Here is a 15,599-nt window from a genome sequence, read left to right as displayed (position 1 = left end):
GTAACAAAAAGCTGGCGCCTGCTCATGCAGGCACCAGCTCGAAGGAAGATGCTACTGAACGACCGTGAAATCCAACTCCTCGGTGTAGGAACGCCCATGCACGTCGGTGGCCGTCACCGTGGCGGTGTGCGATCCGACGGAGAGATCATCTGGCAGTTCCAGCCGCCACAGGTGGCTGGTCTTCTCGGCGAAGCCGCCGCCGTGGACGAATTGCTCGGCAATGGCCGCCGGATCGGAGTATTCGGCGCCTGACAGCGGGCGTTCGCCGGTCATCTTCTGGGTCCGCTCGGCTGCAATCGGGTCCTGGCCGTCGATGGAAACCTCGACGGAGGAGCCGGTGCTGCCCATCCAGAAGTTCGTGGTCAGCCAGGTGTCCTCGGACAGTCCCTGCCGGCTCACCGCCAGCGGGTCATCCAGGGCCGGAACCGTGCCGCGTTCCATTTCCAGATTCTCCTCGTACCACTGCCGATATGCCGGGGTGTTCAAGCCCAGGGACATCTGCTTGCTGGTATCCCCGCCGGTAACGGTGAAGCGCTCGGTGATCTTGGTGTTCTTGATGTCCAAGGTGAGCACCCCCGGCGGGGTGCCGTCGCGCTGGATGGAGGTCGGGTAGCCGTTCTCGGTGACCCGGCCGTCATACCACTGCCCGGAAATGGCCGGGACGGTCAGGTGGGTGAAGGGCAGGCCTGCCTCGCCGACCTCATCGCGCCAGCCATCCATCAGGTCCCCGGCGCGCAGGTTCTCGGACATGTGGGTGTGCCCGCCCAGGGAAACGACCTCGCGTCCTTCGAGCAGCTCGTAGATCTCCTGGACCTGCTTGGTGGAATGCTCGTCGCTGTAGAAGAACTCAAGCAAGGGGCTGTGCCCGGCGAGGACGACGGCCTTGTTCTCGGGAACCTTGGCCAGGTCCTCGCGCAGCCACTGCAGCTGGCGCTTGCCCAGGTCATAGGTGTAGTCGCTCTTCTTGGCAGGAACCGCAGTCGGGTAATCGATGGTGCTCAGGGCGATGACGTGCGTCTTGCCCGTGTCATAGGAGTAGTACTCCGGGCCGAACTGGGCGCGGAAGGAATCGAACTCGTGCTGCCCGTCCAGCGAATCGTAGTCGATGTCGTGGTTGCCCGGCAGGAACCGGGCTGGCCCGTTGAGCATGGAGGCCAGCTCGCGGGTCTGGTGGAAGAAGGTCAGGTCATCGCCCACGAGGTCGCCGATGAACAATGCTCCGCAACCGGTGTAGTCGGTGCGGGCCGCCAGATCGGCGAAGGCGCCTTCCCTGGCGTAGTCGACTTCCTGCTGGGTATAGGTCTGCACATCGGCACCGATGACACAGCTCTGGTCGGGCGATTGCGTGGCGCTGCTGCGCACCAGCGGGAAGTTGACGGCCCCCGGCAGCGGGCCGGTCGGGGCGATGCCGTCGTACTTCAGGTCCGGGGAGCCTTCGGGCAGGTGGGTGTAGAAGAATTGGGCGACGTTGTCTTCATCGACCGGAACTTGGAAGCCCCGGGGCTGGGTGACGAACGCGGTCATGTTGTTGTATGCCGGGAGTACGTAGCGTCCCTGCCCGTCGGTGGCCACGACTTCGCGGCCGTTGGAAACCGTGACGTTCGGAAGGCCTGGTTCCTTGGCATCCTGCTTGGAGTTCTTGTTGCGATCCTCGAAGACCACGCCTTTGAGCGTCTCCTGCTCGGCGGGGCTTTGGCCAGTTCCTGCCGGGAGAACCTCGACAGACCCGCGGTAAGCCGAGGAGCTCCAGTCCGCGGTGGACTTGGCTGCAGGGACTGCCACGAGTTCTGGGCTGGTGCCGATGAAGGCGGTGGAAGCAGCAATGACAACAAGGCTTCCGGCGGTCAGATGCAATGGGGTGATTTGATTGGTTTTGCCGGGTCGAGCGAAGAATTTCACGAACGTTCCTCCGGATGGGGACAATCTGCCGGCCCCTTGGCCGGCCATATTCCACGGTGCCAATGGCAGGTAAATAGCTGCCCCTTCTCAGGTAATGTCGAATAATCGATCCCGTAAATACTTACCCGCTGTCTTGGCGGGATTTAGGGAATCCCAACCAGCGAAAAGAAGTGGCGGCGATGGAACTAGTGCAGGCGCTCATGGCAGGGGCGCGGGGGCGCAGGCTGCTGTGGGAGTTCGCAACTGCCAGCGAAGAGAAGCTGCAACCGGTGTTCGGGGAGCATCCGCTGCATGCGGCGATGTTCTATGCCGCGTATCGCGTGGCGGTCGAACGTGGCGAAAGCGTTGGCCTGTTTGGCGCGGATGAAGCAAGCATGCCCGAAACCAGCGTCCAGCAGATCGCCCGGTGCCTTGACGGCACGAGCCTGGTGCCGGCCACCGCAGCGCTCTTGCAGCAAGCCCTGGTCCGCTCGGTCGGCAGCGCGCGCTATTGGCAGGAACCGGATGGGGAAGACACCCTGCTGGCATTGCCGGCACTGGCCGCGCCTCTTGAGCGCGTGGCCCGGCACCTGGCGGACTGCGGGCTCGCGGCTTCGTGGCTGGACCCCGTGGATCTGCGCAACCAATTCCAGGTGGAGTTCGACCAGCATGACCCGCAGGGCAGATCGCAGGCTCCCGGCAGCAAAGCCCTTGGCATATTGCAGGAGTGGAGGGCTGGCATCCTGGCGACCGAAGCCCGCGATGCCGTTGGAATGCGCAACAGCCCGCTGGGCAGCTTCAGCGGCGAATGGTGGTCCAAGCCCAGCAGCCGCCTGCCCGCCAGCACCGGTGTTTTCCCTGGCCGGGAGCCTGTGGGCCTGAGTTGCGTGGAAGACGGTTTTGGGTGGGAGCAGGCCAGCACCAGGGCCGTCAGCGTGCCTCCCGCAGCCAAGGTGCTGGAGATCGCCACGGCCGAGGACTGGGTCCGGCTCTGCCGGGAGCACGGCCTCGAGGTCACCGCGCACAAGCGCCACGACTGGTTCTTGGCCACCGGGCGCGACGGCGCATGGATGATCCCCGATTGGCTGGCCGTGGCGCGCGACTACGACGGGGTGCATCTGGGCATCGGCGCATATTTGGCGCTCGCCGGGCAATGCCTCGAAATCGACGAGAAGTACGCCAGCGTGATTGCCGGGTGGGACCCGGACCAGGCCTTCTGGTTCACCGATGAGCTCCGGTTCTACGGGCCGGCCCGGGAATGGACCTGCCTGAACGCCAACAGCGAGGATGCGCGGTGGGTGCCTGCCGGCGATGGCCCAAGTTCATGAGCCGTCACGGGCGCAGTGGCCAGCGCGCGTTTCTGGTGCAATAGGTTGCATGAATGAAGCAAAAAACGATGAACTGTCCGCGGCTACCGAAGTCATCTTGCAGCTGCGCTGGTCGGACCAGGACGCCCTGGGCCATGTGAACAATGCGCGCATCGTGACCTTGATGGAAGAAGCCCGCATCCGCTGGACGCGCGAAGACGGGGCAACAGGCCGTTTCGAATTCGGCACGGTGGTGGCATCCATCCAGATCGACTACCTGCGCCCGCTGTACTACCAGCCCGAGATGCTCATCCGCATGGGCATCAGCCGGCTGGGCAACAAGTCCTTCACGGTGCGGGGCATCGGCTACCAGGATGGGCAGCCGGTGTTCGATTCGACCACGGTCATGGTGCCGCTGGCAGCCGATGGCGTCTCGTCGCGGCCGCTCAACGAGCTGGAGCGCAGCTGGCTCGGCAAATCGCTGGTCCCAGCGCGCAGCTAGGCTCCCGCTTCCGGTCCCTGGCTGGCGAGCAGCGCGGCCAAATCGCGCAGCTTCGCTTCGGATTCCGAGCCAGGCTCGGTGGTGTAGATGAACAAGGTCTGGTCCGCCGTTCCTGTCACGTCCAGAGCCTCGTAGTTGACCTCCAGGTAGCCCGCCTCGGGGTGGTTGAATCGCTTGATCCCGTCCCGCCGCTCGACCACCCGGTGATCAGCCCACCAGGTGCGGAATTCCTCGCTGTTCATGGACAGCTCTCCGACCAGCTGCGCGAGCAGCGGATCGTGCGGATGGCGCCCGGCATCCAGGCGCAAGGTACCGACCATCGAGGCGGCGATCTGCTCCCAGTCGGCGTAGCGCTGCTTGGCTTCGGGATCCAGGAAGGCCCAGCGGATCAGGCTGCGGTGGCGCACCGGCTTGGCCAGGAAGTCGGTGAGCAGGCTGGCGGCCAGCGCATTCATGCCCAGCACCTCGGTACGCCGTCCGCGGATGAAGGCCGGATGCCCGGTGAAGGAATCCAGCAGCTTGTGCAATGAGGGGCGTACCCGCTGGATGCTGCTCGACGGGTTATTGCGCCCGGAACCGGACACCGAACGGGCCAGGTTGAACAAATGCCCGGTAGCCGTCTCATCCAGTTGCAGTGCCCTGGCCAGCGCGCCGAGCACGGATTCGGAGGGACGCTTGTGCCGTCCCTGTTCCAGCCGGGTGTAGTAGTCGGTGCTCACGCCGGCCAGGACCGCGACTTCTTCGCGGCGCAGCCCAGGCACGCGTCGCCGGGGACCGCCATCGCCGGCCGGGCTGACCAGGGCCCGCCGGGCCTTGAGGAACTCGCCGAGCTCGGTATTGGAATTCATCCCTGCATTCCTTTCATCCGCGGGCCGCATCGCCCCGGTCTTATCCTAGCCCTGCGTGCCTTGGGATCTGCAGCCAGAACTATCCTAGGAATGCCATACCCCGGATCAATGCGCCACGCCCCACGGCCCCTGGGACCGTGCAATGGTGGTGGACTATTAATGCCACTGCCAATGACACTGCCACCATCGCCCAGGAGCGCACATGCCCAAACCAGCCAATGACCTGCCAACCCGCGAATCGACTCCAGCAGCTGCGGGAGCACCGCGCGAACCGCTGCTGGAGCGGGCCGCGCAGCGGCCTGCCGGCATCCGCGCCCTGCTGCGCGACCTGGGCGGGCAATATGCCAGCAATGGCGTGATCGGGCTGGTTTTCTCCGCTTCCGGCCCCATCGCAGTCACCCTTGCGGTGGGTGCAGCTGGCGGGCTGTCCCAGGCCGAAATGGCCTCCTGGGTCTGCGGGATCTTCCTTTCCGCCGGGTTGGCGACCATCGTGATGTCCCTGCTCTACCGCCAGCCGCTCGGCTTTGCCTGGTCCATCCCGGGCACGGTGCTGCTGGGCCCTTCGCTGCAGCATCTGTCTTTCGCCGAGGTGGTCGGGGCGTTCTTCGTCTCCGGGGTGCTGGTCCTGGCCTTGGGCGCTACCGGGGTGGTGCGCCGGATCATGGCGGCTATTCCCATGCCGATAGTGATGGCCATGGTGGCCGCGGTCTTCTTGCGCTTCGGCACCGACATTGTCTCTTCCACCCAAGCCAACCCGGTGGTGGCCGGCCCCATGGTGCTGGTCTACGTCCTGCTCGCCGCGGTGCCGGCGCTGGGCAGGAGGCTGCCCCCGGTGCTGGGCACGCTGATCGCCGGGGTCATCGCGGTGGCCGCCAGCGGGCAGTTCGCCCTGGATGCAGCGGGCGGGCCCGTGGTGGCTAACCCGGTGTTCACCGCTCCGGAATTCACCTGGGCTGCGCAGCTGGAACTGGTGGTGCCATTGGCCATTACCGTTCTGATCGTGCAGAACGGCCAGGGCGTCGCGGTGCTGCGGGCTGCCGGGCACCGTCCCCCGGTCAATGCCTTTGCGCTGGCCTCGGGCGGGTTCTCGATCCTGAATGCATGCTTCGGCGCGGTGTCCGCCTGCGTCACCGGGCCGACCAACGCGTTGCTCACATCATCTGGCGAGAAGCACCGCCAGTACACCGCAGCGGTGGTCTACGGCTTCCTGTCCCTGCTCTTCGCCCTGTTCGCTCCAACGCTGACGCGCTTCATGCTGGCCACCCCCGAGGCTTTTGTGCTGGCCTTGGGAGGCATCGCCATGCTCAAGGCCCTGCAGCAGGCATTCGTGACGGCCTTCGCCACCAAATTCACCCTGGGCGCCCTGGTGACTTTCGTCGTGACGATTTCCGGCCTGGACCTGTTCAACATCCATGCCGCCTTCTGGGGCATCCTCTTCGGATATGGCGCCTCGCGGCTCATGGAACGAACGGACCATGTAACTGCCTCCCGGCAATAGCGCGGATACCGGATCTGATGCGCGGATAGCCTGCACGCTAAGGCAACTGGCAGTTCGTGCCGGGAGCGCGAGCTGGCCTAAGCTGGCGGTAGCTTACATCGATCTTTTCGGACAGGACGGGCATGGCCACGGGCAGCATGTATCGGGTGGGAGTACTGGGCCACGGGGCGATCGGCTCCGTGGTGGCGGCACAACTTGCGGCCGGCTCGGTGGACGGCGCCCAGCTCGAAGGGGTGATCCTGCGCCGGCCGAAAGCCGGTCTGGAGCATGAGCAGCTGAGCTTGGAGACGGCCCTGGAGCGCTGCGACCTGGTGGTCGAATGCGCAGGCCAGCAAGCCCTGCGCGAGCATGCGGTGCGGATCCTGTCCTCGGGAGTTGATCTGCTGGCCAGTTCCATGGGAGCGCTGGCTGATCCGGTGTTCGCCGCGCAAGTGCAGGGCGCCGGACCGGGGCGCCTTTCCTGCACGGCCGGTGCCATTGGCGGATTGGACCTGCTGGGCGCGGCCGCCCGGATGGGCGGCATCGACCAAGTGCTGGTGACTACGCGCAAGCTGCCGGCCACCTTGGTGCAGCCGTGGATGGATGCGCAGAGGCGCCGTGAATTGGAGCAGGGAAACGGACCGGTAGAGGTTTTTCGCGGTTCAGCCGCGGCAGCGGCCCAGGACTTCCCTAAGTCGTTGAACGTGGCCGCGGCGGTGGCCTTGGCCGTGGGGGATTGGGATGCGGTGACGGTCAGGTTGCTCGCCGACCCGGTGGCAGACCTGACCGAGCACCTCATCGAGGCGCGCGGCCCTGCCGGCGAGTACAGCTTCTCGATCAAGAACTGCCCGTCGCCGCGCAATCCGCGCACCAGCGGCATCGTCCCGTGGGCTTTGCTGCACTCGATCCGGCAAGCCGCGGCGGCACGCCGCTAGCGGCGCGGTGCCACGGCTATTCGCCTTCGGCTGCCGCGTACTCGTCCAGCACCTTCTTGCCGATCTTGAACGCCACGTTCGCTGCCGGAACGGAGCAGTAGATGGCGCACTGCAAGAAGACTTCCTTGATTTCCTCGGGAGCCATGCCATTGCGCAATGCCGCATGCACATGCATTTCCAGCTCTTCCCAGTAGCCGCCGGCGATCATTGCGGTCAGCGTGATGGCGCTGCGGGTGGTGCGCGGCAGGCCGTCACGGGTCCAGATGGTGCCCCATGCTTAGCGGGTGATCATTTCCTGGAATTCGTCGGTGAACTCATTCGAGTTCTTGGTGGAACGGTCAACGTGCTCGTTGCCGAAAACCTTCCTGGAAGGCGCACGCACAATGCGGAAACCTTGTGGTCGACATGTTCACTTCTCGATTGCCGGTTCATTAAAATCGATCCAGCCCAGCTCGATGTAATTGTTTTCAAGACTTAGTCCACAGTCTTGTCCAAAGCCGCTGATAGAATCCGGATTATGGTAGAGAATAGCGATGATCGCCTGGCTGCGGAGCAAAAAGCGCGGGTCATGATTGACCGCCAGCTTGAGGCAGCTGGGTGGGTAGTCCAAGATCGCAAGGACCTAAATCTCTTTGCTCCGCAGCGTGGTATCGCCGTGCGCGAGGTCATCATGAAGCCAGGTCACGGACGTGTCGACTACCTCCTGTACATTGACAAAACGGTCGTCGGAGTCATCGAGGCGAAGCCGAACGGAACGCCACTGTCGGGTGTGGAATGGCAATCGGCGATGTACGCGACGGGTCTGCCTAACGACGTCCGGCGTAAGGCACTCGATTCTGAAGGCCGGTTGCCATTTGTCTTTGAAGCATCCGGCACCGAAACGCACTTCACCAATGGGTTCGATCCGAGGCCCCGTGCACGACGTGTCTTCAACTTCCCGAAACCCGGACACCTCGCAGCGACAATGCGCGCGAAAAAGGACAACCCGAACGAACTGCCAACTTGGCGTGGCAAGGTGCATGAACTTCCCATTCTTGACGAGGCCGGACTGCGCCCCGCCCAGATTGAAGCAGTGAACGGAATCGAGAAAAGCCTGGCAGAACAGCGTTACGGTCGTTCGCTTGTACAGATGGCCACTGGTGCAGGGAAGACCTACACCGCGGTAACCGAGGCTTACCGATTGCTCAAATGGGGTGGCTTCAAACGGGTGCTGTTTCTCGTGGATCGAAATAACCTCGCTGACCAAACGATGGGCGAATTCCAGAACTACCGGACGCCAGATGACGGCCGCCGCTTCACGGAACTTTACAACGTCACGAAGCTTGCCCGCGGCGGAATGCCTGACTCGACCAAGGTTGCGATCTCTACGATTCAACGCGTTTTTAAGGCCATCAAGAATGAAGACGTCCCCGAGGGGGATGACCAAGTCCTCGATGAGTTCCGTCCCGATGAGCCGGTCACCGTCGCCTATAACCCCGATCTACCGCCTGAGTCGTTTGATCTCGTCATTGTCGACGAGGCTCACCGTTCGATCTATGGCGTGTGGCGCGGCGTGCTTGAGTACTTCGACGCCCACATGATTGGCCTGACTGCGACGCCAGGTAAACAGACATTCGGGTTCTTCCAACAGAATTTAGTTTCGGAGTACACTTACCAACAATCGGTCGCCGACGGCGTAAATGTCGACTTCGACATCTACCGGATCAAAACCGATATCACCCAGAATGGATCCCTGATCGAGGCAGGCACGTATGTACCAGCGGTCAACCGTGACACCCGCGAACAGAAGCTGGTCAAGCTCGACGAAGACCTGGACTACACCCCCGGTCAGCTTGATCGTGCGGTAACCGCGAAGCATCAGATCCGTACAGTTCTGGAAACCTTCCGTAACAATCTCTTCACGGAGATTTTCCCCGGTCGTCGTACCGTGCCGAAGACACTGATTTTCGCCAAGGATGACAACCATGCCGAGGAGATCGTGCAAACTGTGCGCGAGGTCTTCGGCAAGGGAAACGACTTTGCTGCGAAGATCACCTACTCAGCGAAAGACCCCAAGGGACACCTCAAGGCATTTAGAACCAGTCCGGCGATGCGCGTCGCAGTCACGGTTGACATGATCGCCACCGGCACTGATGTGAAGCCGCTGGAATGCGTGTTATTCATGCGTGATGTGCGGTCGGGACAATACTTCGAACAAATGAAGGGCCGCGGTGCTCGCACCATCAACTCCGCCGACCTGAAATCGGTTACCGATGATGCTGACGCGAAGACTCGATTCGTTATCGTGGACGCGATCGGGGTGACCGAGCACGGCTTCGTGGAACCTCCACTTAACCGTGATAAATCGATCAGCCTCAAGAAGCTACTCGATAAATCTGCGACCCTCAATCTCACAGAAGATGAAACCGCAACGCTGGCGAGCCGACTCGCCGCACTTGACCGTCAACTCAAGCCAGCCGAGCGCACAGAAATCGACGAAGTCGCCCACACCTCGATGCGTGAGATTGTGCGTGCACTCGTCGATGCCGTAGACCCCGAGAAGCAAGCCGCCGCCATCCGGACTCAGCCTGATCGCGATCCTGCAGACGTGATCCAATACCTGTTGGATTCCGCGACCGAACCGCTGGCCTCTAACCCGGAACTACGAAAGCGAATCATCGACATCCGCCGGATGAAGGATCAACTAATCGACGAAGTCAGTACGGACTCGGTGCTGGAAGCGTACGGAGTCCAGAAGCCCGACCGGGCAAAAGAAATCGTCACCTCGTGGCGCGAATATTTGGCAGTTAATCGCGCCGAGATTGGCGCGATTGAACTGATGTATGAAGCCAAGGGGCGCGGCATTTCATTCAACCAGATCCAAGAGCTGGCAGACCGGATTGCCCGCCCTCCGCATAACTGGACAGTTGATCTGATCTGGAATGCGTATCTCTCGCTCGAAGTAGAATATAAGGGGCGCCCAGAGAACCGTGACCGGCACACCGCCACTGACCTAATCTCGTTGCTACGCTTGGAAGCAGGTGTCGACGAGGCGTTGGTGCCATACGCCGAACAGGTTGAGGCCCGCTACGTAAATTGGCTCGCACGCCAGGAACAGGCCGGTGTGACGTTCACGGAGACGCAGCGGTGGTGGCTGGACAAGATGATGCAAATCATCGCCTCGTCTGCGCAATTGGACGCCGGTGATCTGGAAAACGCACCCTTCGATGAGAAGGGAGGAATTGACGGGGCCTTACGTGACCTCGGGGAAGAAACAGGAAGCATCATCATAGAACTGAACCGGGAGCTGGCCGCGTGACGTGGAAGCAAGTGCGCTTCAAGGACCTAGGCACTTGGTATGGCGGTGGAACACCTTCAAAATCGAATCCTGCTTTCTGGGAAAGCGGTCATGTGCCGTGGCTTTCGCCCAAGGACATGGGGGCAGAAGTGCTCGTTGATACAAAGGACCACGTGACCGAAGCGGCTGTTGTGGGCTCATCGACGAAACTGGTACCTGCCGGATCGGTCGCTGTTGTGACACGGTCGGGAATCTTGGAGCGCACGATTCCCGTTGCGCTCGTGCCATTCGCAACTACTATGAATCAAGACATGAAGGCCGTGGTCCCTCGCGAAGGGATCGATGCTAGGTGGATTGCTTGGGGATTGCGCGCATTCGAACGGGATCTAATGCGCACTACCCGAAAATCCGGAACTACTGTGGCCTCGATCGAGATGCCGAGGTGGTATGAATTTGAGCTGCCGGTTCCACCGTTGGAAGAACAGCGGCGCATCGTTGCGATCCTCGAAGACCACCTCTCCCGGCTGGACGCTGGTGACGATTACGCGCGCAACGTCTTTCGGCGTGCCCGTGCGCTGGTTGTCTCGTCACTTGGCGAATCTGTGCGGGTGGCTTCAGAAGAGGCGCTCATGAGCACCCTTGGTGCACATGCCGATCGCGTTGAGTATGGAACCTCCGCGAAGTGTCATGAAGTCCGCGAAGAAGGGGACGTACCAGTATTGCGTATGGGCAACATCCGAGAGAACCGTATCGATTGGACTCGACTCAAGTTTCTACGTGGAAATCACCCGGACCTGGATCGTCTTATGGTTAGCCGTGGAGACCTTGTTTTTAATCGAACGAACAGCGCCGAACTTGTGGGAAAGTCAGCAGTTGTTGAAGACGATCGTCCGGCGTCTTTCGCGTCGTACCTTATCCGAGTTCGTCTGGCGGAAACAGTCTTACCGACCTGGGCGAACATGGCGATTAATAGCCCACAAGGGCGTGCATACGTGGCTAGCTGCGTATCTCAACAGGTAGGCCAAGCGAACGTCAACGGCACGAAGCTTAAAGCATTCCCTCTACCAGTTCCACCTATGCCTCGACAACATGAGCTGGTAGCGCGGCATAGCGAAATTGTCGATCTGTCGGATCGCATGAAATATGAAGCCGAACTAGTATTGGCGCGCTCTGCAGTTCTCCGCCGCTCCCTGCTCGCAGCGGCTTTTTCGAGTCGCTTAGGCGAGGTGGGTTCGCGTGTCTGATCTCAAAATCTTCAGAATCGACGGAGGCATGGCAACGGAGTTGCCTGGTACGGACATGGCGTTGGAGAAATCGCTGCAGACGATGATCGAACGGAACATGGAGACGTTGTTTGGCGTACGGTTTCTTGCTTCGGAGTACTCCACTGGCATCAATCATGGTGGTCGGATGGACTCCGTTGGCATTGATGAAAATCACTCGCCGGTAATTTTCGAGTACAAGCGCTCTACCAACGAGAACGTCATCAATCAAGGGCTGTTCTATCTTAATTGGTTGCTCGATCACCGCGCCGAATTCCAATTGCTAGTAATGAAGCAATTCGGAGTACAGGCAGCCGAGGCTATTGACTGGCGTAACCCGCGTCTTGTCTGTGTTGCCGGAGGTTTCACGAAATATGACACTCATGCCGTTCAGCAGATTAATCATAGTATTGAATTGGTGCGTTACCGTGACTTCAGTGGCCAGTTGCTTGCACTGGAGTTGGTTACTGCCACGAAAGGTTCTTCGACTGAGACGGTCCCTGCCCCGACGCTGAAAAATTCATCTAGCTCTCCTGCCAAGACAGTTAGCGACTACCTGGCTCAAGCACCGGCAACGCTCCAAGACCTGTACGCCGAATTTGTTGCGTACTGCGAAAGCCTGGGCGATGACGTCACACAGAAAGCCACGAAACTCTACTTTGCGTTCCGTAGGCTCAAGAACTTCGCCTGTGTAGAAGTGCATCCTCAGACAAAGATTTTACTGGTCTTCCTTAAAATCGACCCTGACACGGTTGATCTAGCCCTTGGATTCAGTCGAGACGTGCGTAATATCGGGCACTTCGGGACCGGTGATTTGGAAATACGGATTCGCAATCGTGACGAGCTAGCGAAGGCGCTGCCACTGATTGAGCGCAGCTACGAGGCAAGTTGATGCGCTTTGACCTATATCATGAGCGCAGAGCAATGCTTAAGATAAACCATCGGACTAACACCTTCAGAGCCTCTCCGCGCCGCGCAACGGGGGGATTCTCCATCGAACCAGACCAAAACGGTGCTAGAATTGCAATAACAGTTCAGCCCGCCCAGTTATCTGGTGTGGGCTGGATCTCTTTTGTGCGGTGGTTGGTGCGATGAACCCCACGAAACCGTATGGAACGCTCGCTCATCATCTTCAAAAAATTGAGCAGCGGGGGATGCATCTTGATGTCGACCTCGCCACCCAATGGCTGCTGACTGTCGGGTACTACCGGCTGAGTGGCTACTGGTATCCCTATCGCGAACTTGTCCAAGGATGTAGAAGTGACACGTTCGTAGCGGGGACATCCTTCCATGATGTGGTGGCGCTGTATGAATTCGACCGAAAACTACGGACTTTCATTCACGATGGTGTGGAACGTATCGAGGTCATGCTTCGCACGCAACTTAACGAAGTACTAGGGCAAATCGATCCGCTGGCATATCTTGAACCGTCACATTTCCGCCCGACATTTGATCATGCGCGGTGGTTGAAAACCATCGAGGGGCGCGTCGAACGGGCACGTAAACGTAACGAGGCTGTTCGGCACCATGATCTTAAATATGGTGGTCAGCTTCCCATCTGGGTCTTGTCAGAGGTACTTGACTTTGCAGACGTCTCGAGGCTGTTCGAAGCGCTGCCGGCAAGTGAGCAATGGAAAGTATCTGTGGGGATGGGGGTGCACGTAGACGTCGATCAGCTGTCAAAAAATCAGGCGCATAAGGCACTAAAAAACCATCCTCTCGTGAGGTGGTTTGAGCAAATTGCGATTGTTCGAAACACCAGTGCACATCACGCCCGGCTATGGAACCGTTCCTTCACCCCAGTGGGCACGGCCGGGTTGCGGACGATTGCAGAGCTTTCTTCGTTGCCTGTGGGGCAGAGCGAGCGACTTTACGGAGCGCTCTGCTTGATGGGCGTATTGCTGGAATCGGCATCGCCGGGAACAAAATGGCGAAACAAGATTAAAGATCTTGTGGAAACGTCTTTCGCCCCGATTAACGGACGCCATGAAGGGGAAATGGGATTCCCTGAGGGATGGCGCAATAATCCACTCTGGTCTAGGAGGCCACTATGACCGATTCCCGACGCTTGGTCGGCAAACTCGATTCTTTCCGCAACCTACTTCGCGATGACGGTGTGGGCGTGCTCGATTACATCGAGCAACTCACCTATCTGCTGTTTCTCAAGATGGCACACGAGAAAGCAACCCGGAAGTTAAAGCCGCAGCAGATCTTGCCCGAGGAATACTCCTGGCAACACCTTCTGGATGCCGAAGGCGCGCATCTGGAGGAGGAGTACATGCGCATCCTCTCTGGCCTCGCAAACCAGCCAGGCACGTTGGGTGTGATCTTCCGTAAGGCCCAGAATCGCATCCAAGACCCCGCGAAGCTCAAGCGCCTCATCGTTGACTTGATCGACAAGGAACAGTGGTCGGCCTCGGGTACTGACTTGAAAGGCGATGCATACGAGCAAATGCTCGCGAAGGGCGCGTCTGACAAAGGGTCGGGTGCAGGGCAGTACTTCACCCCCCGTGACCTGATCCAGACAATTGTCGATGTCGTCCGTCCGACGGCCGACGACACGGTGATCGACCCCGCCTGCGGTACCGGTGGATTCTTGCTTGTTGCCCATGACCACGCCTCAAAGGATGCCGAGCATCTGACTCCAATTCAACGGAATCGGTTGCGCGACGACTTCGCGCACGGTACCGAGCTGGTCGATGGCACCGCACGTCTTGCCGCGATGAATCTGCTGCTTCACGGCATCGGCACACCGACCGGCGACTCACTGATCGACGTACGCGACGCGCTGATCGCCGATCCCGGTGATCGGTACTCGGTAGTGCTTTCCAATCCGCCATTCGGCCGCAAATCGTCGATGACCATGGTCGGTACAGACGGCCGGGAGGCGACGGAGGATACCGACATTGAGCGGGCTGACTTCGTCACGACCACGTCGAACAAGCAGCTGAACTTTGTGCAACATATTATGACGATCCTCGACATCAACGGCCGAGCTGCCGTGGTACTACCCGACAACGTCCTATTCGAGGGCGGAGCCGGTGAGATCCTGCGCCGCAAACTGCTGAACGACTTTGACCTGCATACGATGCTACGTCTGCCCACAGGCATCTTCTATGCACAGGGGGTGAAGGCCAATGTGCTGTTCTTCGATAAAAAGACCGCGAGCGAGGTACCGTGGACCCGAAAGGTCTGGGTGTACGACCTACGCACCAATCAGCACTTCACGCTCAAGCAGAACCCGCTGCGTCGTGCGCATTTGGACGAGTTCGTTGAGTCATATCTGCACGGAGCATCGCGCGAGGATAGAGTTGAATCTGAACGATGGAAGTCCTTCACCTATGACGAGCTGATCGCCCGGGACAAGGTTAATCTTGACATCACCTGGCTGCGCGATAATTCCCTTGAGGACCTCGACTCCCTGCCCGCTCCCGAAGTGATCGCCCGTGAGATTGTTGAAGACCTTTCCGCTGCCTTGGCAGAATTCGAAGCAGTCGCTGCAGCACTGGAGCTTTCCGCAGGAGTGTAGCCAACAGAACCACGCCTCCGCCGTGGGCAGGCTGGATGCCGGGGCATGCTGATTCACGGGCGATATCACTAAGATTACTCGGAAAAACGCCAAAAGGTGCCGGGCAACCTTCGAATTAATCAATTCTAAGGTTGCCCGGCACCTTGCGTTGAGCTAGAAGTCTACTTTGCCTCTGCCGCGTACTCGTCCAGCACCTTCTTGCCGATCTTGAACGCCACGTTCGCTGCCGGAACGGAGCAGTAGATGGCGCACTGCAAGAAGACTTCCTTGATTTCCTCGGGAGCCATGCCATTGCGCAATGCCGCATGCACATGCATTTCCAGCTCTTCCCAGTAGCCGCCGGCGATCATTGCGGTCAGCGTGATGGCGCTGCGGGTGGTGCGCGGCAGGCCGTCGCGGGTCCAGATGGTGCCCCATGCGTAGCGGGTGATCATTTCCTGGAATTCGTCGGTGAACTCATTCGAGTTCTTGGTGGAACGGTCGACGTGCTCGTTGCCCAGGACCTGGCGGCGTACTTCCATGCCGGCATCATAGGTATCGCCGGGAAGGCGCGGTGAATCAGCCATTTCTGCAAGTCCTCGCTA

General features: G+C 60.1%; 12 protein-coding genes and 1 pseudogene. 9 read left to right on the top strand and 4 right to left on the bottom strand.

All coding sequences use genetic code 11. From position 1 onward, the window contains the following. Window positions 1-51 precede the first annotated feature (51 nt). A complete protein-coding gene (locus tag ACRDT3_RS05065; protein WP_431491940.1) occupies window positions 52-1,899 on the bottom strand; it encodes a calcineurin-like phosphoesterase C-terminal domain-containing protein in 1,848 nt (615 codons plus the stop codon). Window positions 1,900-2,078: 179 nt separating this feature from the next. Between ACRDT3_RS05065 and ACRDT3_RS05060 the strand changes: the two genes are divergently transcribed. Next, window positions 2,079-3,206 (top strand): hypothetical protein, encoded by a 1,128-nt coding sequence (locus ACRDT3_RS05060; protein WP_431491939.1) that lies wholly within the window; start codon window positions 2,079-2,081, stop codon window positions 3,204-3,206. Between the two features lie 49 nt (window positions 3,207-3,255). Then, on the top strand, window positions 3,256-3,687 hold the full coding sequence (locus tag ACRDT3_RS05055) for an acyl-CoA thioesterase (RefSeq protein WP_431491938.1): 432 nt from the start codon (window positions 3,256-3,258) through the stop codon (window positions 3,685-3,687). On the opposite strand, the gene ACRDT3_RS05050 is transcribed toward ACRDT3_RS05055, so the two are convergent. Next, entirely contained in the window at window positions 3,684-4,535 is an 852-nt protein-coding gene (locus ACRDT3_RS05050; RefSeq protein WP_431491937.1) for a helix-turn-helix transcriptional regulator, read from the bottom strand. The two genes, ACRDT3_RS05055 and ACRDT3_RS05050, sit on opposite strands and share 4 nt — an antisense overlap. A gap of 202 nt (window positions 4,536-4,737) precedes the next feature. On the opposite strand from ACRDT3_RS05050, the gene ACRDT3_RS05045 reads away from it, so the two are divergent. Further along, window positions 4,738-6,033 carry a benzoate/H(+) symporter BenE family transporter gene (locus ACRDT3_RS05045; RefSeq protein WP_431491936.1) on the top strand — a complete coding sequence of 432 codons (1,296 nt, stop codon included), beginning with the start codon at window positions 4,738-4,740 and terminating at the stop codon, window positions 6,031-6,033. A 122-nt stretch (window positions 6,034-6,155) separates the two neighbouring features. After that, on the top strand, window positions 6,156-6,947 hold the full coding sequence (locus ACRDT3_RS05040) for an aspartate dehydrogenase domain-containing protein (protein WP_431491935.1): 792 nt from the start codon (window positions 6,156-6,158) through the stop codon (window positions 6,945-6,947). A 16-nt stretch (window positions 6,948-6,963) separates the two neighbouring features. Here ACRDT3_RS05040 and ACRDT3_RS05035 read toward each other — a convergent pair. Then, window positions 6,964-7,332: pseudogene (locus tag ACRDT3_RS05035) on the bottom strand (carboxymuconolactone decarboxylase family protein). 132 nt (window positions 7,333-7,464) lie between these two features. On the opposite strand from ACRDT3_RS05035, the gene ACRDT3_RS05030 reads away from it, so the two are divergent. The 5 genes from ACRDT3_RS05030 (at window position 7,465) to ACRDT3_RS05010 (ending at window position 15,015) form a co-directional block, all read left to right on the top strand. After that, window positions 7,465-10,245: a DEAD/DEAH box helicase family protein gene (locus tag ACRDT3_RS05030; RefSeq protein WP_431491934.1), complete on the top strand. Its 2,781-nt coding sequence runs from the start codon at window positions 7,465-7,467 to the stop codon at window positions 10,243-10,245. Next, window positions 10,242-11,468 carry a restriction endonuclease subunit S gene (locus tag ACRDT3_RS05025; protein ID WP_431491933.1) on the top strand — a complete coding sequence of 409 codons (1,227 nt, stop codon included), beginning with the start codon at window positions 10,242-10,244 and terminating at the stop codon, window positions 11,466-11,468. Before ACRDT3_RS05030 ends, ACRDT3_RS05025 begins: the two co-directional genes overlap by 4 nt. Then, window positions 11,461-12,378, top strand: coding sequence for a DUF5655 domain-containing protein (locus ACRDT3_RS05020; RefSeq protein WP_431491932.1), 918 nt, complete (start codon window positions 11,461-11,463; stop codon window positions 12,376-12,378). The genes ACRDT3_RS05025 and ACRDT3_RS05020 overlap by 8 nt, the downstream gene beginning before the upstream one ends. Window positions 12,379-12,577: 199 nt before the next feature. Then, window positions 12,578-13,540, top strand: coding sequence for an Abi family protein (locus tag ACRDT3_RS05015; RefSeq protein WP_431491931.1), 963 nt, complete (start codon window positions 12,578-12,580; stop codon window positions 13,538-13,540). Next, window positions 13,537-15,015, top strand: a complete 1,479-nt coding sequence (locus ACRDT3_RS05010) for a type I restriction-modification system subunit M (protein ID WP_431491930.1) — start codon at window positions 13,537-13,539, stop codon at window positions 15,013-15,015. Before ACRDT3_RS05015 ends, ACRDT3_RS05010 begins: the two co-directional genes overlap by 4 nt. A 161-nt stretch (window positions 15,016-15,176) precedes the next feature. Here ACRDT3_RS05010 and pcaC read toward each other — a convergent pair whose 3' ends face one another. Then, complete coding sequence (pcaC, locus tag ACRDT3_RS05005) at window positions 15,177-15,581, bottom strand: 4-carboxymuconolactone decarboxylase (RefSeq protein WP_431491929.1); 405 nt, start codon at window positions 15,579-15,581, stop codon at window positions 15,177-15,179. Between the last annotated feature and the right edge of the window lie 18 nt (window positions 15,582-15,599).

The sequence above is a fragment of the Glutamicibacter sp. genome, assembly GCF_050701915.1.
In the GTDB taxonomy this organism is placed as follows: Bacteria; Actinomycetota; Actinomycetes; order Actinomycetales; family Micrococcaceae; genus Glutamicibacter.
The sequence above is the reverse complement of the archived record's forward strand: the minus strand, read 5'-3'. Positions and strand labels throughout refer to the sequence as shown.

What these genes read in the sequence shown, in the direction of transcription:
- ACRDT3_RS05045 (WP_431491936.1), top strand. Translation starts at nt 4,738, where the DNA reads ATGCCCAAACCAGCCAATGACCTGCCAACCCGCGAATCGACTCCAGCA.
- ACRDT3_RS05010 (WP_431491930.1), top strand. Translation starts at nt 13,537, where the DNA reads ATGACCGATTCCCGACGCTTGGTCGGCAAACTCGATTCTTTCCGCAAC.
- ACRDT3_RS05015 (WP_431491931.1), top strand. Translation starts at nt 12,578, where the DNA reads ATGAACCCCACGAAACCGTATGGAACGCTCGCTCATCATCTTCAAAAA.
- ACRDT3_RS05050 (WP_431491937.1), bottom strand. Translation starts at nt 4,535, where the DNA reads ATGAATTCCAATACCGAGCTCGGCGAGTTCCTCAAGGCCCGGCGGGCC.
- ACRDT3_RS05060 (WP_431491939.1), top strand. Translation starts at nt 2,079, where the DNA reads ATGGAACTAGTGCAGGCGCTCATGGCAGGGGCGCGGGGGCGCAGGCTG.
- ACRDT3_RS05030 (WP_431491934.1), top strand. Translation starts at nt 7,465, where the DNA reads ATGGTAGAGAATAGCGATGATCGCCTGGCTGCGGAGCAAAAAGCGCGG.
- ACRDT3_RS05040 (WP_431491935.1), top strand. Translation starts at nt 6,156, where the DNA reads ATGGCCACGGGCAGCATGTATCGGGTGGGAGTACTGGGCCACGGGGCG.
- ACRDT3_RS05055 (WP_431491938.1), top strand. Translation starts at nt 3,256, where the DNA reads ATGAATGAAGCAAAAAACGATGAACTGTCCGCGGCTACCGAAGTCATC.
- pcaC (WP_431491929.1), bottom strand. Translation starts at nt 15,581, where the DNA reads ATGGCTGATTCACCGCGCCTTCCCGGCGATACCTATGATGCCGGCATG.